This window comes from Chitinophaga chungangae, from assembly GCF_017742215.1.
Lineage (GTDB): Bacteria > Bacteroidota > Bacteroidia > Chitinophagales > Chitinophagaceae > Chitinophaga > Chitinophaga chungangae.
The window spans coordinates 853,647-875,301 of the sequence record NZ_JAGHKP010000001.1; the positions used below are offsets into that span (position 1 = coordinate 853,647).

Sequence of the window (21,655 nt, forward strand, 5' to 3'; positions counted from 1 at the left end):
TTTAAACAGAGCAGCCCTTTTTTATGCGATTATTTTCCCGTCTTAAAAAGCTGTTCCAACTGTTGCAGCGAAATTTCATTCCCCGGCGTGAACTGTTCGCCGGCCGCGTACCGTTGCAGGCTGTACAGCAACTGCCGGGCCACGGGCCTTTTGTCCATATCGTGCACCAGGTCTACGCTCGTCATCAACAGGCTGCCTTTCCCGACTTTCGCTTCAAACACCAACCCAATTTTGTTGTTTTTGTTCCAGTCCGGTATCATCTGCACAAGTGGTTTAAACGACGCGGGCATACTGTCCAGCAGCATGGGGCGGGAATGCGCCACAACATCCCACCATTGCCAGTTGGAATGGTATTCGGTCGGGAAATCGGCCAGCGCCGGATGCTGCGGGTCGCAAAGAATGCCTAGCAGGTTGGGCGGCATACCAGACCATACCGCGTTCCAGGAAATGCCGGAAAAACCCGGCGGCACATCGGATGCGATGGCGGCCGTATCCGCCAGCAGCAATACTTTCCCGCCGTTCTGCAATGTCTTTTTCGCCTTGTCGTTCAGGCTGCCCGTTACCAGTACGCCTTTGGCCGGCACGGCGGGCAGCGTGGCCGGGTATACCCAGATGCGCCATTCGTTGCTGTGCCCGCCCGCATTCACGGTGAGCGTCATGCGCGAGGCTTTTTCTATCCGGTTCAGCGGCAACGATATTTCCCCGAGCGTGAAAGGACTGCCTATCGCAATATGTTGCTGCGGGAAGCTGCCTTTTTCATAAGCCCGGCCGTCTTCGTATTGCAGCGACCATTCCGTGGAAACGTTCTCCATCGCGGAAGGGCCGAAGTTGGCGAATTGAATGGTGGCGCGGAAAGTTTGCGAATTGGTATAGGTGAGCCCGTCCGTTCTCATTAACGGCACCCTTGCGGCCTGGTAAGCGCTGAATTCTTTGGCGGAAACGTAAGGTTTGGGGTCCCAGAATACGTCTACCACACCCACGGGCGACGTGCCCTGGCCGGGGAAGTCGTTCAGCTGCAGCAGGTGATAACCCGCCAGCTGCGGCGTTCGCAGGTACGATTCGATCTCTTCTTTTTTCTGTATCACCTGGAATTTCCCCGAAGCCATCGTGAATTGTTCCGCCTGGTCCAGCATATGATGCTCGCGCAACGATTCGCGGAAAAGCTCGTAGTTGTAGGGTTTGAGCACGCCGGTGTATTTCGGCAGCTCGGCGAAGTTCGGGTACACGCACCATTGCCCCACTTCATGCGTGATCATCGGCACCTCCGATTTGGCGACGTATTCCGCATAATCGTACCGTGTATCGAGCGGTTTTACGTTGAACCTTCCTTTTAAGCCTTCTTTCCACCGCTGGGGGCGGGCGCCGTAAAAAACGTTGAACTGGTTTTCCGGCACCATCGGGTAAGCCGCGCTGCCGGTGTAAATGCGGCGCGGGTCTTTTTTCCGCCATTCGCTCACGAGGCCGGAAAGAAATGGTTTCACCGTAGGGCCTACCAGTTCGTTGCCTTCGCCCATCATCGTAAACGAAGGATGATTGCCGTATGTTTCGAGTATGCGCACGGCTTCTTCCTGCAGGAAACGGTTGGTGGCGGAATCCTGCCCGACGGTGAACCGCCAGTCGGAATTTTCGACCTGTAGATACAGCCCCAATTGGTCTGCCGCATCAAACGCCGCTTCGGGCGGGCACCAGGAATGGAAACGCACGGCGTTGAGGCCGTAAGCCTTGCAGGTATAAAAAATGCGGAGCCACGCGTCGATGTCGGCGGGCGGGTAACCGGTGACCGGGAATTCCGCGCAATGAACGGTAGCCCTGATAAACACCGGCCTGCCGTTGACGGCGATGCGTTTGTTATCGGTGGTTATTTCGCGCATACCGAAAGTAATGTCGCGCGAATCGCGGTAAGTTTGTTCGCCTGCGCCGGCGGACAAATCAGAATGAAGCGTGTATAATGAAGGATCAAATTCATCCCACAAACGCATATCGCCGCCAAGCGGCAGCACCGCCTCCGCGTGAATAATGGAATCTTTTCCGGAGAACGCGGTGGTGGCGGTTTTGGAGCCGGAAGTGAAATTGAGTTTTCCCTGCACCGGTTTGCCACTGTTGTTCACCACTTTTATTTTCAACCGGGCCTGTTTCTGCGCGATGTCCGGGAATACCTCCACGTCGCCGATGCGCACTTTATCGAACGCCTGCAGCATCATTTTGCCGGTGATGCCGTTCCAGTTGGTTTGTGTTTCGGCGCTGATGGCGTGGCTATACGCGATGCCGTAGATGTTGTCATTGTTCACGCGGATAAGGATGGTATTGATCTTCCCCGGCTGGATGGACCCGGTAACCATGTAGGTATGCGGGGTGGAAAGACTTTCGCGTTTGCCGGCCGGTTTGCCGTTGATCCATATGCTGGACTGCCAGTGTACCCTTTCGAGGAACAGTTGCACGTCTTTGTGCTGCCATTCGGCGGGAACGAATATTTTCTTTTCGTACCAGGCCGGGCCTTTGTATTCGAACAGCCGGGTGAGGCGCAGCGAGCCCATGTCCTGCGTTTTATAGCCTTTTCCAGCCTGGTCCGTAGAGCCCGGCAGCGTGATCTCTTCAGGCAGCGAAGGCAAGAGTTGCACGCCGTTGGCGCTGATGCCGGTTTCGAAGGCGTCGAGCTTGAATTTCCAGATGCCGGCGAGTGAAATGGACGATGTATTTTCCCGCTGCTGGGCATTTACATGCGGCGCGGCAGCCAGCAACAATAACAGGAATACATAACGGGATACATTGTTTTTCATTACACGTGGATTGTTGATCGATGCCGCTAAAATAGAAGATACAGCCCTGCGCCCAAATAGAGGATGTATGGAAATTGATGGATTATTTTACGATCCCCTCGCATCGCCTGTTCCAGCTTGTTTTACGGCTTACTGCCGAATAACACGATTGTGCTAAAAGTTGAAGAGCGGTTTTGACTTCTAACGCATAAATTTTATTTTTGCGATTCGTGATGCGGAAAAACAAACACATATTAAAGCAATGGATGATCTGTGTCATCATGCTGACCATTCAGCTGGTGAGCCTTTCCGTGCCCGTTGTAGCAGCGCATCGCCAGCTTGCGGACGGCGGCTGGCAGTCTCTTGCGGAGAAACACCGAGCGCCGGTGCACATGGAAGAAGACGAGCCCGTTCATGAGATCGCGAAAACACCGAAACACCGCCGCAAATCGCGCCTGTATATTTCCGGCGCTTCCAGGCAATACAGCTTCGAGAATTACGCCATCTTCAGGCTTCCGCAAAACCCTACATTAAGCATCTTCATCCCCGAAAACAAAACCGGGGAATATCGTTTCCAACACGCATTTTTACCTGCGTACTATTCTTTCCTTTTCCGGTTAACCCCATTCTGACAATCGCTTCCAGCATTTTTGTTCCTACTTTTTTAACGGCCGAATGTCGGCCGGCCGGGATTTTTTTTGCCGTAACCAAATACTTATAACTTTTTATTATGCAACTGACGAAGTGGCTGATCGCATCGCTGCCTGTGCTTGCCATGGCCGGATGCGCCGCGAAAGGAGAAAAGACCAACGAAAAAGACATCAAAACATTACCCGTAACCGAGCTGATCGCAACAGACACCATGTTCTACCGCTCGTACGTAGCCAATATACAGGCCGTTCAGAACGTGGAAGTAAGGGCCAGGGTAAGCGGTTTTCTTGAAAAGATCTATGTGGACGAAGGCCAGGAAGTGAAAAAAGGCCAGTTGCTGTTCAGCATCAGCGATGCCGAATACAGCGCCGAGCTTGCCCGCGCCAAAGCCGCCCTCACCAACGTGATCGCCGAAGCGAAAGCCGCCGAGCTCGAAACAGGCAAAGTGAAATTGCTCGTGGAAAAAAAAGTAGTGGCGGCAACGGAACTGGAAGTGGCCGAAGCGCGGCTTGCCGCGGCCAAAGCGAAAATAGACGAAGCCCGCTCCGCCGAAGCCAACGCGGCCATGCGGCTGAGCTACACCAACGTGCGCGCGCCGTTCGACGGGTTGATAGACCGCATCCCGCTGAAAACCGGCAGCCTCATCAACGAAGGCTCGCTGTTCACCACCGTGTCTGACACGCGCCAGGTGTACGCCTATTTTTCCGTTTCCGAAACCGAGTACCTGCATTATAAAAAATCCCTCGCCAACGGGGAAGACGCCTACCGCAAAGTACGCCTCGAACTGGCGGACGGCGCGCGTTACGCGCACATCGGCGAGATCGAAACGGTGGAAGGGGAGTTCGAGGAAAACACCGGTTCCATCGCGTTCCGCGCACGGTTCCCGAACCCCGGCAAATTGCTCAAACACGGCGCCAGCGGTAAAGTAAAGCTCCGCAGCGAACTGGAAGACGTGGTGATCGTACCGCAAAAGGCCGTGTTTGAAATGCAGGACAAAAACTATGTTTTCGTGGTGGATAAGGAAAATAAAGTGAAAATGAAAAACTTCCATCCGCAAACGCGGTTCGCTCATTTTTATATCGTGGAAAGCGGGCTGAAGCCCGGGGAACGCGTGGTCTGCGAAGGCGTGCGCAATATCCGCGACGGTATGAAGATCGAGCCGAAACCCGTTGCAATGGACAGTTTGCTGCGTAGTTGACCTAAACCTCCTTTATCGGAAAAATCACGAAGAACATGTTTGATACTTTTATAAAAAGACCGGTGTTATCACTGGTCATATCTCTTATTATCCTGCTGGTAGGCCTGCTGGCGCTCATTTCGCTGCCGGTCACGCAATTCCCGGACATCGTGCCGCCTTCCGTAACGGTAACGGCGAAATACACCGGCGCTAACGCCGAAGTATGCGCCAAAGCAGTGGCCACGCCGCTGGAGCGTGCCATCAACGGCGTGCCGGGCATGACCTACATGTCCTCCGTTTCCAGCAACAACGGTCTTACCGTGATCACGATCAATTTCAGCGTGGAGACCGATCCCGACCAGGCCGCAGTGAACGTGCAGAACCGCGTGGCCACCATCATCGACGAGCTGCCGGAAGAGGTGATCAAAAGCGGGGTGACCACGGAAAAGGAAGTGAACAGCATGCTGCTCTACCTCAACATCATGAGCGACGATACCACGCTCGACGAGCAGTTCATTTACAATTTTGCGGACATCACCGTGTTGCAGGAGCTCAAACGCATCGACGGCGTGGGCCGTGCGGAGATCATGGGCGCTAAGGAATACGCGATGCGCGTCTGGCTGAAGCCCGACCGTATGCTGGCATACAATATTTCCGCCGAAGAAGTGATCGCCGCCATCCGCAAACAGAACGTAGAAGCCGCGCCGGGCAAAACGGGCGAAAGCTCGGACAAAGACCCGCTGATGCTGCAATATGTACTGCGGTACACCGGTAAATTTTTCGAGCCGGAGCAATACAAACAGATCGTGCTGCGCTCGGGATCGGACGGGGCTTTGTTGTTGCTGAAAGACGTGGCGGACGTGGAATTCGGTTCGCTCACGTACAGCATGGTGTCCAAAACAGACGGCAAACCGTCGGCTTCCATCATGCTCAAACAACGCCCCGGCTCCAATGCCCGCGACGTGATCAGCAACGTAAAAGCGAAGATGGAAGAAATGCAGCGTACGTCGTTCCCTCCGGGCATGACCTACAACTTCAACTACGACGTTTCCCGCTTCCTCGACGCTTCTATTTCCGAAGTGATGCGCACGCTGGTGGAAGCTTTCCTGCTGGTGTTCCTGGTGGTGTTCATCTTTTTGCAGGACTTCCGGTCAACGCTCATTCCCGCGCTGGCAGTGCCTGTAGCGCTGATCGGCACGCTGGCGTTTATGCAGATGATGGGTTTTTCCATCAACCTGCTCACCCTGTTTGCACTCGTGCTGGCGATCGGCATCGTGGTAGACAATGCGATCGTGGTGGTGGAGGCCGTGCATGTGAAGATGACAGAGGAACACATGCCGCCCATGGAAGCCACGCTGGCGGCCATGCGCGAGATCAGCGGCGCTCTGGTGGCCATTACGCTCGTGATGTCCGCCGTGTTTATCCCGGTGGCGTTTTTATCCGGCCCCGTGGGCGTGTTTTACCGGCAGTTCTCGCTTACCCTGGCGGTGGCGATCGTGATCTCCGGCATCAACGCCGTTACGCTTACCCCCGCGCTTTGCGCCATCATGCTGAAACATAATACCGGCAGGAAAAAAGGTTGGCTGCAACGTTTCTTCAACGGCTTTAACCGAGGCTATAACGCAACGGAACGCGGTTACGCCCGCTTCATGCGGCTGATAGCCGGCCGCAGGTGGGTGACGCTGATCAGCCTCATATTGTTCTTCATTTTCACCTGGGGCGTCAGCGCGGTGCTGCCTTCCGGTTTTATCCCGACGGAAGACCAGGGGATCATCTACGTGAACGTAACGGCGCCGCCGGGCGCTACGCTGGAGCGCACGGAAAAGGTGCTGGACGAAGTGCAGGCCATTGCCGGGCAGTTCGATGAAGTGGAATCGATCTCCACGCTGGCGGGTTACAGCCTCGTGAACGAAGTGGCCGGCGCATCGTACGGTATGGCGATGGTGAACCTCAAATCCTGGGAAGAGCGTGAGATGGACGTTAACGCGGTGATCGCGAAACTGCAAAAAGAGACCCGCTCCATTTCCGACGCTTCGATAGAATTTTTCCCGCCGCCCACCGTACCGGGCTTTGGTAACTCCAGCGGTTTTGAATTACGCGTGATAGACCGCACGGGCAGCAGCGATTTCGTGCAAACGGCGCGCATCACGAACAAGTTCATCGACGCGCTCAACGACCGCCCCGAGATCAGCAGCGCTTTTACCAGCTTCGACGCGGAATTTCCGCAATACCTCATCCACCTCGACCAGGCGATGGCCGCCAAAAAAGGCGTGAATATCGACAATGCGATGAGTAACCTTCAAACGCTGGTGGGCAGCTATTATGCGTCCAACTTTATCCGTTTCGGGCAGATGTACAAGGTGATGGTGCAGGCCGAACCGCAGTTCCGCAGCAAACCGGAAGACCTGTTGCTGCTGCACGTCAAAAACGACCGGGGAGAAATGGTGCCTTACGCGGATTTCATCAAACTGGAACGGGTATACGGACCTGAACAGCTCACACGTTACAATATGTACACCTCCGCCATGATCAACGGCGATGCCTCACCCGGCTACAGCAGCGGAGACGCCATCCGTGCGGCGGAAGAAGTTGCCGCGAAGGAGTTGCCGCGCGGTTTCACGTACGAATGGAGCGGCATGACGCGCGAACAGATCGCTTCCGGCAACCAGGCGGCGTTTATTTTCCTGATCTGCCTGGTATTCGTTTACCTGCTGCTCGCCGCGCAATACGAAAGCCTGCTGCTGCCTTTGCCGGTACTGCTTTCGCTGCCCGCAGGCATTTTCGGCGCGTTTTTCAGCCTGTACCTGCTGGGCCTGGAAAACAACATCTACGCACAGGTTGCGCTGGTGATGCTGATCGGCCTGCTGGGCAAAAACGCGATCCTGATCGTGGAGTTCGCCGTACTGCGCAACAAACAGGGCGCAAGTATCCGGAAGGCGGCGATACAGGGAGCGGTGTCGAGGCTGCGGCCGATCCTGATGACCTCTTTCGCGTTCATCGCGGGTTTGATACCATTGTGTCTTGCATCGGGCGCGGGCGCCATGGGCAACCGTTCCATCGGTACCGCCGCGGCGGGCGGCATGCTGATCGGCACGCTGTTCGGCGTGATCGTTATACCCGGTTTGTATGTGCTGTTTGCGTCCATCACGAGGAAAAAGAATGTTGAATTAAATGCTTATACGAATGAATAATATATGCAAAGGCTTGCTGGTATTGACGATGACGGGCCTTGGCGCGTGCAGTATGCCCGGGAAGCTCACCCTGCCCGAAGCCCGGCCCGTACCGGTTGCGGGGAACGATACGCTTTCTTTGTCCGCTTTTCAGCAAGTGTTCCGCGACCCGCATCTTCGCGCGCTGATAGATACGGCCATGTTGCGCAACAACGACCTGCTGGCCGCGGCGCAGCGCATCGAAGCGGCGCGCGCGAATTTGTTGTCCGCAAAAAACGCGGCATTGCCTTCCCTTGATCTTTCCGTGAGCGCAGGCGTGGAGAAATACGGCGATTATACGATGAACGGCGTCGGGAATTTTGATACGAACCTGTCGCCCAACATCGATAAAGACCAGCGCATCCCGCGCAACGTGCCCGATTATTTCGTGGGCTTGCGCAGTTCGTGGGAGATCGATCTGTGGGGGAAACTGAAAAGCCGGAAAAAAGCTGCGTACCACCGGCTGCTGGCTTCGCAGGAAGGGCAGCGGCTGCTGAAAACACAGATTGCCGCCGGCATTGCGGGCATGTATTACGAGCTTACCGCGCTGGATGAGGAGCTGAGGATCATTGAAAGGAATATTCTTTTGCAGGAAACCGCCGTAGCCACCGTGAACGTGCAGAAGGCCGCGGGGCGCGCCACCGAGCTGGCCGTACAGCAGTTCACCGCACAGCTGTTGAGCACGCAGGGGCTGGCGTATAACATCCGGCAGGAGATCAATGCGATCGAGAACCAGCTGAACGCCGCGCTGGGCCGCTTCCCGATGCCCATCGCCCGGAGGGTGGACACTTCGTTGCCCGTCGCGGTAACGGGCAACATCCCCGTAAGTTTGCTGCTGCGGCGCCCGGACGTACGCCAGGCCGAACTGGAATTGGCCGCCAGCCGCGCGGATGTGGAAGCCGCGCGCGCTTCTTTCCTGCCGTCGCTTACCCTTACGCCTTACGCGGGTTTTAATTCATTTAAAGCGGGACTGCTGTTTCAAACCCCTGCGTCCATCGCATGGGGCATTGCTGGCGGCATTACCGCGCCGATCTTTAACAAACGGCAACTGAAATCGCAGTTCAATATCTCCACCGCATCGGCCACCAGCGCGTTTTATCATTGGCAGCAGGCCGTGGTGGACGGTTACAAAGAGATCGCCACGGCGTTGAACAAAGTGGAGAACCAGCAGCGGGTATATGCTTTGAAAAATAAGGAAGTAGCTGTGCTCACGGGCGCGGTGGCTACCGCCAATACCATGTACACGACCGGCTACGCCTCGTACCTCGAGGTGATCACCGCGCAGAAAAGCGTGCTGGAAGCGGAGCTGGCGCTGGTTTCCACGAGAAGGCACGTAAATGTGGGCCTCGTGGAACTGTACCGGGCGCTTGGCGGGGGGGTGCTGCAATAATATCAATAAAAATTACTGACTTATACCGGCGGGACGGGTTGTAATGACCTGTTCCGCCTTTTTTTTTCAAAACGATTGTTAACCTGCCACATATATATAAACATACTCCCCCGTAATACGCATTGGTTTGTTTTATTTCAATTTTTAACCTCCTGCATTAACGATTTAGCAGTATGTTTGCAAAAGACAGGTAGAAGAGATTTTGGGTAATTCAACCACATTTTAATACCTACATTGATGGCGGTCATCCATCTGCAATTCCACACTGATGAAGAACTCTTGGGTCTTCTCCGGAGCGGTGAGCCGCACGCGTTCCGGGAGATTTATAAAAGGTATTGGGATAAATTGCTTTACATCGCGGGCAAAAAACTGAACGACGTTTCCGAAGCGGAAAGCATTGTGCAGGACGTGTTCACCGACCTCTGGCAGCGCCGCGAATCGCTGGAGGTACGGGAGCAGCTGACCGGTTACCTGGTGGTGGCCGTGCGGTACCGCATCCTGAATTTCCTCGCCCGGCAGCACAAAGCCGAAACTTATCTCCGCGATACCGCACGCAGTCTTTCGCCCGAAGACCGCTCCACCGAAGAATGGCTCGGGTTCGAAGACCTGAGAGGCTGGCTCGAAAAAATGGTCGCCGCGCTGCCTGAAAAATGCCGGCTCGCGTACCGCCTTCGCGGCGAGGGATACAGCCAGCGCGAAATAGCCCGTTACATGAAAGTGTCCGAAAAAACCGTCGAAACCCACATCAGCAGGGCGCTTAAAGTACTCCGCGCCGGCCTCGGGCAGCTCATTTCCAGGATGCTGATGATGTTCCTGTAATCCCTTTCAAAATTTTTTTTCCTTCCGTTCAGGGTAAATCCTTTTTCAATTGACCTTGTATTAGAAACCCTTTTGCTGATGCAAGGCCATTCCACGAACGAACGTTACCGCGAGCTTGCCCGAAAGCAGCTGCAGGGCGATATTACGCCCGAAGAATCTGCTGAGCTGGCCGGATGGCTGGCCCACGATGACGGACGTGAGCTGGAAGTGCCGTCGTTGCTGGCAGAAAGCCGCGAGCTTCATGAAAAAAGACTGCTACGCACTATCGAGCAGAAGATCGGGTGGCGGAAAACCGCGCGCATCCGCACTTTGAGGCGTGTCGCCACCGCTGCGGCCATACTGCTGTTTGCCGCGTTGGGCTGGTGGCTGCTCAAACCTTCTCCTGTTTCTCCCGTTACCGCTGTTGCCATTCACGAAAACGACCGCCCCCCGGGCGGTAACAAAGCCACGCTCACATTAGGCAATGGTCGGCGTATTGTGCTGGACAGTGCGTCTAACGGCACGTTATTCGCGCAGGGCGGCATCCGCGCGATAAAGCTGGACAGCGGCAGCCTGGCGTACAACGCCGGCGCGGATGCGGGTGCGATACAGGTGCATACGCTTTCCACGCCGGTAGGCGGGCAATTCAGGATCACGCTGGCAGACGGCACGAACGTATGGCTCAATGCCGCTTCCTCGCTTCGTTTCCCTTCCGCGTTCAGCGCGCGGGAGCGCGCCGTGGAAATTACCGGCGAAGCCTACTTTGAAGTAACGAAAGACGCCGCGCGGCCCTTCAAAGTATCGTTCAACGGCACCGCGGTGGAAGTGCTCGGTACGCATTTCAACGTAATGGCCTACCCGGACGAATCCAAAAGCAAAGTAACGCTGCTGGAAGGCAGCGTGGCCGTGAGCAACGCATCCGGCAGGAAGCTGCTGAAACCCGGCATGCAGGCGGTGGTCGGCAATGCCATCACTACCAGGCAGGCGAACGTGGAAGAAGCCGTGGCCTGGAAGAACGGGCTTTTTATTTTCGATAACGAAGAAATCCATAGCATTATGCGCAAACTCGCCCGCTGGTACGACGTTCGGTCCGTATACGCGGGCGACATGCCGGGGCTGACCTTCTCCGGCACCGTATCACGTTACAGTAATGTTTCCGGCGTATTAGAGATGCTGGAAATGACAGAAAGCGTTCGTTTTGAACTGAAAGGCGGCACGATCGAGGTGCTCCGCTGATCGCCATATCATATTTGCCATTATTAACCATAACAGCCAAAATGTTTGCTATGCAACGGTTCCACACATTGAAATTCCTCATTTTTGGGAAGCTGACTTTCGCGTTATGTATGATCGCATTTATGCAGGTGCGGGCGTCCGCATTTGCGCAACTGATCACACTGAAGGTCAAAGACGCTTCGGTAGAAGCCGTGCTGATCGAATTAAAACGACAAAGCGGCTACCGGCTGCTGTACAACGATGCCCAGCTGGCATCCGCCCGCCCGGTGAGCATTTCCGTGGAAAAGGCCACGGTAAAGGAAGTGCTCGATCTCTGTTTTGAAAACCAGCCGTTAGATTATACCATCCGCGAAAACACCATCGTGGTGAAACCGCGCAGCAGCCCCATACAGGCTGCATTCACCGTAAAAGGAAAAGTGACGGACGAAAGCGGCCAGCCGCTGCCCGGCGTAAGCGTGGCGGTGAAAGGCACATCCAAAGGCACGGCCACGCGGGATGACGGCACTTATGTGCTGTCTGTACCCCTCGGAACGGAAACGCTCGTATTTTCTTTCATCGGTTATACCAGCCAGGAAATACCGATCGAAAAAAAGACCACCCTTAACGTAAAACTGGCGGTGGAAAACAAATCATTGACCACCCTGGTGGTAGTGGGTTACGGCGTGCAAAAAAAAGCGACGCTCACGGGCTCGGTAGCTTCGGTTACTTCGAAAGAGATCAACACCACAAAAAACGAAAGCGTGGTGAATATGCTGACCGGTAAAGTGCCCGGCCTGCGCGTTGTGCAAAACAGCGCGGAGCCTGGTTCTTTCGACAACAACTTCGACATCCGCGGTTTCGGCGCGCCGCTCATGATCATCGACGGCATTCCCCGCGATAACATCGCGCGCCTCGATCCGAACGACATCGAATCCGTATCCGTGCTAAAAGACGCTTCCGCCGCCGTGTACGGCGTGCGCGCGGCGAACGGCGTGGTGCTGGTGACCACCAAACGCGGCAAGATCGGCCGTCAGCTTACCTACAACGGCTCCTACACCTGGCAAACGCCATCCGGCCTGCCGCGTTCTCTCGACGCCATCGGTTACATGACGCTGGTGAACGAAAAACTGATGCATAATGTGAACGGCGGGCGCCTGGCGTACACGGACGCCGATTTCGAAGCATACCACAACGGCAGCAAACAAAGCACGGACTGGTACACGCCCACCATCAAAAACGTGGTGCCGCAGATGCAGCACAACCTCAACGCGTCCGGCGGCAGCGAAGATATCAGTTATTACGTGAGCCTCGGTTACACCGAACAGCAGGGTTTCCTGCGCAGCGGCGACCTCAACTACAAACGTTACAACGTTCGCACCAACGTTACCGGAAAAGTAACTAAAGATATTACCGTAGATCTCAACCTGACCGGCATTCTCGACCAGAAGAACCAGCCCTACCAGGACGCCTGGTGGATCATCCGGTCCTTCTGGCGGCAAAACCCGCTGGAGCCGGTTTACGCCAACAACAACCCGGAATATCTCGCGCACACGCCGGTAGACGGCACCAACCCCATCGCGATGTCTGACAAAAACATTTCGGGGTACAAGATATTTATGAACCGCTGGTTCCAATCGTCCGTATCCGCCACGTACCAGGCGCCGTTCCTCAACGGGCTGAAGTTTAAGGGCATGTACAGCTACGACTTCAACAGTTTCACCAACAAAATTTACCAGCAGCAATACAACCAGTACACTTACGACGCCGCGTCTGACGTATACACGGCGCGGCCGCAGCAATCGCCCAGCAGTTTGCGCAGGGAATATTTCGAGCGGCCGAACACCTTGTTCCAGCTGTCTGCCAACTACGACCACCAGTTTAATTCCGTGCACGACGTAAGCGCTTTGCTGCTGTACGAAAACAGCGTGCGCAGCGGCGACAACTTCTACGCATTGCGCGAGCTTTCCCTGGCGGTAGACCAGCTGATGGCGGGCAACAGCACCAACCAGCAGGGGAATATGTCGTCTTCGCTGAACGACCTTTACCGCAACGCCAACCGCGCGCTGGTGGGCAGGATCAATTACGCGTACAAACAGAAATACCTGCTGGAAGCGAGTTTCAGAAGAGACGGCTCGTCGAAGTTCCCGGAAGACAAACGGTTCGGGTTTTTCCCGGGCGCGTCTATCGGCTGGAGAATTTCCGAGGAAGGGTTCTTTAAAGGTTCTTCCGCTTTAAAAATGATCAGCAACCTGAAGCTGCGCGCATCTTACGGCGAGCTGGGCGACGATGGCGCGGTCGCTTACCAGTTCATCACCGGTTACACTTATCCTGCGTCCGGCAACAACAACCAGCTGCCGCCAGGGCACATGTTCGACAATGAATTTATCAACGGCCTGCAAAGCAAAGGCATCCCCAATCCATACATCACCTGGTTCGTGGCTAAAACCGCCAACCTGGGCATCGACATCGATGCGTGGCGCGGTATGCTGGGCGTAACGGTAGACGTGTTCCGCCGCAACGGCACGGGCCTGCTCACCACCCGCGCGCAAAGCCTGCCCGGCGTGGTAGGGGCGGAGCTTCCGCAAGAAAACCTTAACAGCAACCGTTCGCAGGGCATCGAGATAGAAGTGAACCACGGGAATAAGATCGGCGATTTTATGTATTACGCCAAAGCGATCTATTCGTATACCCGTACGCGTAACCAGTTTGTGGAACGTGCGGCGGCGGGCAATTCCTACGAAAACTGGCGGCAGAATTCCAACAACCGCTTCAACAACGCCCGCTGGGGCCTTGGAGACGGCGGCCGTTTCGCTTCCTGGCAGGATATTCTCGACAGCAAAATCTATGTGGGAAGAGGTGCATTGCCCGGCGATTATGCTTACGAAGACTGGAATGGAGATGGCATGATCAGCGACCTGGACGTGCATCCCATCGCTTACAACGGCATCCCGCTGATCAATTACGGGCTGATGCTGGGCGGCGAATGGAAAGGCATCGATTTCAACCTGCTTATACAAGGCTCCGGGATGGTGAACGTGGGTTACAACGAACAGCTGCGCGAATCGCTCTGGGGCGGCGGCAGCGGCCTGGCGCTGTTCCTGGACAGGTGGCATCCCGCCGATCCCAAGGCAGACCCTTACGATCCCAATATCGAGTGGATACCCGGTAAATATGCGTACACCGGCACCGTGCCCGACGAAAACTCCGGCTTCAATGTGCAGAACGCCGCTTACGTACGCCTGAAAAGCGCGGAGATCGGTTATTCGCTGCCGGAATCGCTCATGAAAAGGATCGGTCTTGGCGGCGTACGCGCATACGTAAACGGCTACAACCTGATCACGATCACCGACATCAAGTATGTGGACCCCGAGCACCCGGCTACTTTGTACAGCTACCTGTATCCGCTCAACAGGACATTTTCCGTAGGCCTGAACGTTAAATTTTAATGTTATGAAACTCAAGATATTCCTGCTTTCCATCATCCTGATCACCAGCCACGCCGCGTGTACCGACCTGGACATTCCGCCCATGAACGTGATACAGGACAAAGACGTGTTTAATACCGAAGGCGGCGTGCGGATCTATATGGCGCGTTGTTACAGCGAGCTGGCGATGGAAGATTTCCGTTATTCGCCCACCCGCGGCACCAACCATTTCTGGATCATCAATCCGCAGCCGGCCAATACCGGCGAGGCTTTGAGCCGCGACCTGAACGGCGCCACCGCCGAGCAGTTCAACTTCTGGGAACGGGCATACCCGCTGATCCGCGAAGCGAATTATTTCCTGCAAACGATGCCTGCTTACGCTAAAAATTTCCCGGAAGCGGATGTGAACCATTGGCTGGGAGAGGCACATTTTATCCGGGCGTTCACTTACATGGCGCTTGTGAAACGCTACGGCGGCGTGCCCATCGTGAAAGAAGTGCTGAACTACCCGGAAGAAAGCATCGACGAACTGAAGGTTCCGCGCTCGTCTGAACAAGCAGTGTATGATTTTATCGCCGAAGACCTGGATTTCGCGTACAGCAACATGAAAGAATCCAGCGAGCGCGGCCGCGCGAACAAATACACCGCGGCGGCGTTTAAGTCCCGCGCCATGCTGTACGCCGGTTCCATCGCCAAATACAACCAGATCCAATTGTTCGACGGTTCGCAAAACCGCCTCTGCGGTATACCCGTGGCGAAAGCGAACGAATATTTCAAAGCCGCCTACGATGCGGCGGGCCTGCTGGACGGCAAATACAGCCTGTACAAAAAGACCTGGGCGGCCGGGGACAAACAGGCGCAGATGGACAATTACATCAACCTGTTTTTTGATGAAAGCAGCCCGGAAAACATTTTGGTGAAGGATTACAAATACCCGGAAACCGTTCACGGATACGATGCATACAACGTTCCGCGCCAGCTGATGGGCGGCAACGGGTATTCCGCAGAAGTGAACCCCACGCTTAATTTCGTGGAGCTGTTCGATGGCATTCCGAAAAATGCGGACGGCACGATCAAAACGCTGGACGATGCGGGGAAATACATCCTGTACACCAATACGCTCGACCTCTTTGCGGATGCGGAACCGCGGCTGCGCGCCACGGTGATCGTTCCGGGAGATATATTCAAGAATGAAAGCATCGAGATCTACCGCGGCATTTATACCGGCCCTGTTACGGGCGGGATCAGCCGCCTGCTGCCGGAAGGCTCCACTGCGCCGTATCCCGCGGCGAATATCGTATCTTCTCCCAATGCGCAGCAAACGCCGTACACCTTGCCGGACAACACGAAAAAGAACCCTGCGGGCCGCAGCGGCGTGTTCACTGCAGACGGCACCTGCGCTGTGTCGGGTTTTTCCGTGAGGAAATACCTTGACCCGGAAAGGCCCACCGCCGAAGTGCTCGAAAACCGTTCAGACCAGACCTGGATCGAAATGCGGTATGCGGAAGTGATGCTGAACCGCGCGGAAGCGGCGTACGAGCTGTATGCGGCCGGGCAGGCCGGTAATTACCTGCAGGACGCGTTTACGTTGATCAACCAGGTCCGCGAGCGGGCGGGCGCCAACCTGCTGGCTTCCGCGGCGGCGCTGAACAACATCAATATCGTTCGGAATGAAAGGAGGAAGGAGCTGGCGTTTGAAAACAAAGTCTGGTGGGACCTTAAAAGATGGCGCATTCTTGACAGGGAACAGAACGGTACGGTGTACCGCACCCTGATGCCCTTTTTCGCGGCCAACGCCAACAAATATTTTTTCGATGCGCGGCCGGACGAACGCAATTCCCGCTACACTTTCGATAACCGCTGGTATTACCAGGAAATTCCCGGCTCGGAAATTTCCAAAAGCCAGAACCTGATCCAGAACCCGGGTTATTAACGTAAAAAGAAAAATCATGAAAAAGCTGATCTATCATATTGCGCTGTTTGTTTGTATCTTATTGACAGGCGCCTGCAACAAGGAATTCGACGATTACCCGGAGCCCGCTGAAACGCTCGCCGGCAACATCAAAGACGCTAATTCCAAAAACAACCTGCAATCCGAGGCAGGAGACAGGGGCATGCGGCTGGTGCTGGAAGAACTGAGCTGGAGCGCCACGCCCACGCCGTATTATTTTTTCGCGATGCAGGACGGATCGTTCCGCAACACGAAGATCTTCAAAGGCAAATACCGCATTTCCGTGGAAGGCCCCTTCGTGCCGCTGCTGCAATACGACGGCTCCGGCGCCATAACGGTGGACAATCGCAAGACCATGGACGTAGCGGGCAACACCAACGTGGATTTCGAAGTGGAGCCCTTCCTGAACGTGGAATGGATTGGAGAACCGGTGTACAACAGCACAGACCAGACCGTTTCCGTGCAGGTGCGTTTTACGCGCGGCACTGCCAACACCGCGTTTCACGCAAATGTAACGGACGTGTTCCTGTTCGTAAGCCCGAACACTTATGTGGGCAACAACAACTACGACAACAAATATTCCGTGCAGGTGAACTACGGCGGCACATCCGGCAACGACCAGCTGGGGCAGACCGTTACGCTTACCACGAAAGACAAGCTGCCTGCTTCGCGTAAATTTTTCCTCCGCGTTGGCGCGCGCATCGATTACGGTTTGAAATACTACAACTATACCACCGTTAAAACCATAGACATACCATGATTAAAACGTCATTCACGATTGTTTGCAGCCTGAGCTTCGTCCTTGCATCGGCGCAGCAGAAAACGGCCTTCCAGACCAGCAGTGCGTGGACCCCTGAGATCGATGTGCGCTCGGATATCGCCATCGTTTACGGCGCCAACGACCGCCGCAATATGACGTTCGAAGAACGGGTGCGGTCGTGGCGCGAGCGCGGCTACCAGACGCACTTCATGACCGGCATCGCCTGGGGCTCGTACGAGGAATATTTTACCGGGAAATGGGATGGCAAGAACCATTTCGGTATCGGCCAGGTGGAGCAGGACGGCGATACCATCTGGCATGGCCGCAACGTGCCCTATGTGGTGCCCGAAAGCACTTTTATCCGTTACATGAAAGAAGGCGTGGTGAAAAAGGTGATAGACGCGGGCATCAGCCACATTCACCTGGAAGAGCCGGAATTCTGGGCCCGTGCGGGTTACAGCGAAGCGTTCAAAAAGGAATGGCAGGTTTATTACGGTTTCCCCTGGCGGCCGCAGCATGAATCGCCGGAGAATACGTATTTGTCCAGCAAATTAAAGTATTATCTTTATTTCAACGCCATTAAAGAAGTGTCTGAATACGCCAAAGCCTACGGCAAACAAAAGGGCATGGACGTAAAAGTGTACATTCCCACGCATTCGCTCGTGAATTATTCTTCGTGGCGCATCGTAAGCCCTGAAGCCAGTCTTGCATCGCTGCCGAGCATAGACGGGTATATCGCGCAGGTATGGACGGGCACTTCCCGCGAACCGACATTTTACAACGGCCTGCGGAAAGAGCGGGTGTTCGAAAACGCCTTCCTCGAATACGGTTCCATGATCTCCATGACGGCGCCCACCAACCGGAAAATTTTCCTGCTCACCGACCCCATCGAAGACTGGCCGCGCGACTGGGGCGATTACAAACGCAACTACGAAGCCACTTTCACGGCCAAGCTGCTATACCCAATGGTGGCGGATTACGAAGTAATGCCCTGGCCGGAGCGGATCTATACACGGCCGTACAAACTGCCGGACAGCGATTCCAGCATCCTGATCCCGAAATATTATTCCACGCAGATGCAGATCATGGTGAACGCGCTGAACAGCATGCCCGTGTCTGAGAACAAGGTATCCGGCGTGCACGGCATCGGCGTGCTGATGGGCAACTCCATGATGTTCCAGCGCTTCCCCACGCACCAGGGTTTTGAAGACCCGCAGTTCTCCAACTTTTACGGGCAAACGCTGCCGCTGCTGAAACTCGGCGTTCCGGTGGAAACGGTGCATATGGAGAACCTGCCTTTTGAGAACACGCTGAAAAATATCAAAGTGCTGGTGATGAGTTATTCCAACATGAAACCCATGAGCCCGGAAGTGCACGAGCACCTGGCGGCCTGGGTGAAAAAAGGCGGCGTGCTGATCTACTGCGGTGCAGACGATGATCCGTACCAGTCCGTGCGGGAATGGTGGAATACAAAAGGCAATACGTTCAAATCCCCGTCTGAGCACCTGTTCCGTTTGCTGGGCGTAAATGCGGCGCAGCCTGAAGCCCGTGTTGGGAAAGGTTTTGTATACATCGTGCGGCAGCATCCGAAAGAATTTGTGATGAATGCCGGCGGGGAAAAAGGATTTGTGGCGCTGGTAAAAAAGGCGTTCGAGGAAAATGCGAAGGCCGGGAAACTCTCTTTCAGCAATACTTTGCACGTATCGAGAGGTATGTACGATGTGGTAGCGGTGATGGACGAAAGCACGGGCGCGGAGCCGTTCGTGGTAAAAGGCCCGGTGATCGATCTGTTTGATCCCAAACTGCCGGTGCTGGAGAGCAAATCCGTGACACCCGGCACGCAGGCGCTGCTGCTGAATGTGGGCCGCGTGGAGCATCCTGAAAGACCGCAGGTATTGGCCGCCGCTTGCCGTGTATACGACGAGGAGCGTAAAACGGGCTCTTATCATTTCACGGCGAAAAGCCCCGCGAAAACGATCAACGTCATGCGCATCCTGCTGCCCGCAGCGCCGAAAGAGACCACCGTTACCGCTGCGGATGGATCGAAGCTGGAAGCGCCCGCTTCCTGGGACGCGGGGTCAAAAACGCTTTTGTTGCAGTTTGATAACAGTCCGGAGGGGGTAAAAGTGGCGATCGGGTGGTGAGACGAAATGGCAGAAATTACCCCAAAAGATTTCGCAAATAGCCGCCGTATTTGATATGCCTATTATCTATCTTTGATTTAACAACGCGGGACAAATCAACGCATCAAAAAAAGCGGAAGCTATTTCATCAAAAAAAATTTCAGTGTATGAATACAAAAAGAATATGGGCCAATTTCGGCGTCCAGGACCTGGAGCGAACTACTACATTCTATAAACGGATCGGGTTTAAACAGAACGGGGCGTCGGACCAGTTGACCAGCTTCTTTTTCGGAGAGAAGGACTTTATCATTCATTTTTTTTTGAAAGACGTACTTGAGCCCAACATAAAAGGAACGATAATCAATGCGAAAGCCGGGAATGAGATCGTCTTCACCCTTTCCGCCGATACCAGGGAAGAGGTGGACAATTGGGAAAAGGAAGTGCGGGAAGCCGGGGGAACGATCGTTTCCAAACCGGAAGCGTTTGGAGAAGGCTATTACGGTTTTGTGTTTACCGATCCTGATGGTCACAAGTTCAATGTATTTCAAATGTAGACATCATCAAAATTCATCAAACTATTATATGAAGGCGGCCATTGGCCGTCTTTTTCATTGCTGTTAAACAACAGTAAGGTGGTACCGTTAACAATTTCTGTTTTCGCCCGTTTTTTTTGTTAAATTGAGGTAATGAGTAACGTTAAACTCCATATCATTCTTGCCGACGACGACCACGACGATTGTTTTTTATTCGACGACGCGTTAAAGGAACTGGGTATCGGGTTTGAGCTGATGCTGGTGCATGACGGGGACCACCTCATGTCGCATCTTTCCGGTAGCCCGCAGCTGCCCGATATTTTATTCCTCGATCTGAACATGCCGCGCAAGACGGGGTTTGAATGTTTGTCTGAAATAAAGACCAGCGATAAGCTGAAGGACGTTCCAGTGGTGATCTATTCCACCTCCATGGATGCGGACGCGGCCAATTTGCTTTACCATAAAGGCGCCAGCCTTTTTATACGAAAGCCCAACCAATTCTCACAGATAAAAGACGTGCTTCGGCAATCGCTTGCATTCGTTGAGCGGAACAAGATCGCACAGCCCCCGCGCGATAAGTTTATCGTGACAACGAGCTCCGGCATTTAACGAAATATCAGAAAGTAATTTCTACGGGAAGAGAAGCTTTAAACATCCCGGCGTAACCCGCAATAAAAAAACGGGCCCCGAAAGACCCGTGTTTCATCGTAGGAAAAAATGCCGTTGCTGTTACGGCGTATGGATAGTTACATCGGCGGAAACAAAAAAGTGATCACTGGGATACCGTCCCTCCATCTTGTTTTTGATCACACTAGCCGCCAGCGCCGTTACCGGGCCTTTGCTGAAAATAAAATCGATCCTTCCGTCTGGTTTGCCTTTCGTATACTGCTCCCCTTCAAAAGCATGCGCCGTAAAACTCACAGGTTTGCTGCCGTGAACTGCGGAATAAGTATCCGCCCAGCCGCCGGTTTTCACCGGCTCAAAAACGTCGCTCGTTGCTTTCGAATTAAAATCGCCGGTCAGTATCTGCGGAAAATCGCTTTGATATTGCGCGCTTTCTTCCACGATCATTTTTGCCTGCTGCCGTTTCGCTTCGGCGGACACGTGATCGAGATGTAAATTGATCACCCGCAGTTCCTGCCCGGTTTTTCTTTCACGCAGCCGCACCCAGTTCGCATGCCTGGCACGCGCGGTGCCCCAGGACATGCTGCCGGCGACCAGCGGTGTTTCAGACAGCCAGTATATGCCGCCGCCGGTGAGCTCGTAACGTTCCTCCGAAAAAAGGATCGGGTTTTTCGCGATGCCGTGATACCCTTCGGTATGTGCGTCCATCTCGGGGCCGTCGTAACCAAAAAGACCGTGTTTGGGAAATGCCTTGCGGATGTCTTCCGCCTGCACTTTCAACACTTCCTGGAACCCGACGATGTCCGGCCGCTGGTTTTTGATGATCTTCAGGCAAATGTCTTTCCGTTGCGGCCATCCCCGGCCGTTGGCTTCGTCTTCCGGCAGCGCCACGCGGATGTTGCAGGTGAGCACGCGGTGGAAAGCCGCCGCCGGTTTGCTTGCGGCGGCGGACCATTGGGGAAGGAGAGACGCGAGTGACGCGGCGCCCAGGTTGCCCAGGAAGCGCCGCCTGGATTGTGTATGGCTCATGCGTTGTGTTTGAT

At 54.7% G+C, this 21,655-nt stretch carries 14 protein-coding genes; 12 read left to right on the forward strand and 2 right to left on the reverse strand.

Translation table 11 applies throughout. The features are described from left to right. Positions 1 to 29: 29 nt before the first annotated feature. Positions 30 to 2,777 carry a sugar-binding domain-containing protein gene (locus tag J7I43_RS03700; protein ID WP_209143365.1) on the reverse strand — a complete coding sequence of 916 codons (2,748 nt, stop codon included), beginning with the start codon at positions 2,775 to 2,777 and terminating at the stop codon, positions 30 to 32. Positions 2,778 to 3,022: 245 nt separating this feature from the next. Here J7I43_RS03700 and J7I43_RS03705 point away from each other — a divergent pair, with 245 nt between their 5' ends. From J7I43_RS03705 to J7I43_RS03760, 12 genes are all read left to right on the forward strand, one after another. Next, positions 3,023 to 3,388, forward strand: a complete 366-nt coding sequence (locus J7I43_RS03705) for a hypothetical protein (protein WP_209143367.1) — start codon at positions 3,023 to 3,025, stop codon at positions 3,386 to 3,388. Positions 3,389 to 3,486: 98 nt separating this feature from the next. Next, positions 3,487 to 4,605: an efflux RND transporter periplasmic adaptor subunit gene (locus tag J7I43_RS03710; protein ID WP_209143370.1), complete on the forward strand. Its 1,119-nt coding sequence runs from the start codon at positions 3,487 to 3,489 to the stop codon at positions 4,603 to 4,605. Between the two features lie 35 nt (positions 4,606 to 4,640). After that, complete coding sequence (locus tag J7I43_RS03715) at positions 4,641 to 7,775, forward strand: efflux RND transporter permease subunit (RefSeq protein ID WP_209143371.1); 3,135 nt, start codon at positions 4,641 to 4,643, stop codon at positions 7,773 to 7,775. Continuing rightward, on the forward strand, positions 7,768 to 9,183 hold the full coding sequence (locus tag J7I43_RS03720; protein ID WP_209143373.1) for an efflux transporter outer membrane subunit: 1,416 nt from the start codon (positions 7,768 to 7,770) through the stop codon (positions 9,181 to 9,183). Before J7I43_RS03715 ends, J7I43_RS03720 begins: the two co-directional genes overlap by 8 nt. A 237-nt stretch (positions 9,184 to 9,420) precedes the next feature. Beyond that, positions 9,421 to 10,002, forward strand: a complete 582-nt coding sequence (locus tag J7I43_RS03725) for an RNA polymerase sigma-70 factor (RefSeq protein ID WP_209143375.1) — start codon at positions 9,421 to 9,423, stop codon at positions 10,000 to 10,002. Positions 10,003 to 10,080: 78 nt separating this feature from the next. Further along, positions 10,081 to 11,217: a FecR family protein gene (locus J7I43_RS03730; protein ID WP_209143377.1), complete on the forward strand. Its 1,137-nt coding sequence runs from the start codon at positions 10,081 to 10,083 to the stop codon at positions 11,215 to 11,217. Positions 11,218 to 11,267: 50 nt separating this feature from the next. Continuing rightward, on the forward strand, positions 11,268 to 14,642 hold the full coding sequence (locus tag J7I43_RS03735) for a TonB-dependent receptor (RefSeq protein WP_209143379.1): 3,375 nt from the start codon (positions 11,268 to 11,270) through the stop codon (positions 14,640 to 14,642). Between the two features lie 4 nt (positions 14,643 to 14,646). Beyond that, on the forward strand, positions 14,647 to 16,554 hold the full coding sequence (locus J7I43_RS03740; protein WP_209143381.1) for a RagB/SusD family nutrient uptake outer membrane protein: 1,908 nt from the start codon (positions 14,647 to 14,649) through the stop codon (positions 16,552 to 16,554). Between the two features lie 16 nt (positions 16,555 to 16,570). Then, on the forward strand, positions 16,571 to 17,332 hold the full coding sequence (locus J7I43_RS03745; RefSeq protein WP_209143383.1) for a DUF3823 domain-containing protein: 762 nt from the start codon (positions 16,571 to 16,573) through the stop codon (positions 17,330 to 17,332). Further along, complete coding sequence (locus tag J7I43_RS03750; protein WP_209143385.1) at positions 17,329 to 19,476, forward strand: hypothetical protein; 2,148 nt, start codon at positions 17,329 to 17,331, stop codon at positions 19,474 to 19,476. Before J7I43_RS03745 ends, J7I43_RS03750 begins: the two co-directional genes overlap by 4 nt. Before the next feature lie 146 nt (positions 19,477 to 19,622). Beyond that, the gene (locus J7I43_RS03755; protein ID WP_209143387.1) at positions 19,623 to 20,009 is read left to right on the forward strand and encodes a VOC family protein; all 387 of its coding nucleotides are present in this window, start codon (positions 19,623 to 19,625) and stop codon (positions 20,007 to 20,009) included. A gap of 132 nt (positions 20,010 to 20,141) precedes the next feature. Next, the gene (locus J7I43_RS03760; protein ID WP_209143389.1) at positions 20,142 to 20,597 is read left to right on the forward strand and encodes a response regulator; all 456 of its coding nucleotides are present in this window, start codon (positions 20,142 to 20,144) and stop codon (positions 20,595 to 20,597) included. 120 nt (positions 20,598 to 20,717) lie between these two features. On the opposite strand, the gene J7I43_RS03765 is transcribed toward J7I43_RS03760, so the two are convergent. Beyond that, positions 20,718 to 21,641: an endonuclease/exonuclease/phosphatase family protein gene (locus tag J7I43_RS03765; RefSeq protein WP_209143391.1), complete on the reverse strand. Its 924-nt coding sequence runs from the start codon at positions 21,639 to 21,641 to the stop codon at positions 20,718 to 20,720. Between the last annotated feature and the right edge of the window lie 14 nt (positions 21,642 to 21,655).

Coding starts and splice junctions, on each gene's coding strand:
- J7I43_RS03700 (WP_209143365.1), bottom strand. CDS start 2,777: ATGAAAAACAATGTATCCCGTTATGTATTCCTGTTATTGTTGCTGGCT.
- J7I43_RS03705 (WP_209143367.1), top strand. CDS start 3,023: ATGATCTGTGTCATCATGCTGACCATTCAGCTGGTGAGCCTTTCCGTG.
- J7I43_RS03710 (WP_209143370.1), top strand. CDS start 3,487: ATGCAACTGACGAAGTGGCTGATCGCATCGCTGCCTGTGCTTGCCATG.
- J7I43_RS03715 (WP_209143371.1), top strand. CDS start 4,641: ATGTTTGATACTTTTATAAAAAGACCGGTGTTATCACTGGTCATATCT.
- J7I43_RS03720 (WP_209143373.1), top strand. CDS start 7,768: ATGAATAATATATGCAAAGGCTTGCTGGTATTGACGATGACGGGCCTT.
- J7I43_RS03725 (WP_209143375.1), top strand. CDS start 9,421: ATGGCGGTCATCCATCTGCAATTCCACACTGATGAAGAACTCTTGGGT.
- J7I43_RS03730 (WP_209143377.1), top strand. CDS start 10,081: ATGCAAGGCCATTCCACGAACGAACGTTACCGCGAGCTTGCCCGAAAG.
- J7I43_RS03735 (WP_209143379.1), top strand. CDS start 11,268: ATGCAACGGTTCCACACATTGAAATTCCTCATTTTTGGGAAGCTGACT.
- J7I43_RS03740 (WP_209143381.1), top strand. CDS start 14,647: ATGAAACTCAAGATATTCCTGCTTTCCATCATCCTGATCACCAGCCAC.
- J7I43_RS03745 (WP_209143383.1), top strand. CDS start 16,571: ATGAAAAAGCTGATCTATCATATTGCGCTGTTTGTTTGTATCTTATTG.
- J7I43_RS03750 (WP_209143385.1), top strand. CDS start 17,329: ATGATTAAAACGTCATTCACGATTGTTTGCAGCCTGAGCTTCGTCCTT.
- J7I43_RS03755 (WP_209143387.1), top strand. CDS start 19,623: ATGAATACAAAAAGAATATGGGCCAATTTCGGCGTCCAGGACCTGGAG.
- J7I43_RS03760 (WP_209143389.1), top strand. CDS start 20,142: ATGAGTAACGTTAAACTCCATATCATTCTTGCCGACGACGACCACGAC.
- J7I43_RS03765 (WP_209143391.1), bottom strand. CDS start 21,641: ATGAGCCATACACAATCCAGGCGGCGCTTCCTGGGCAACCTGGGCGCC.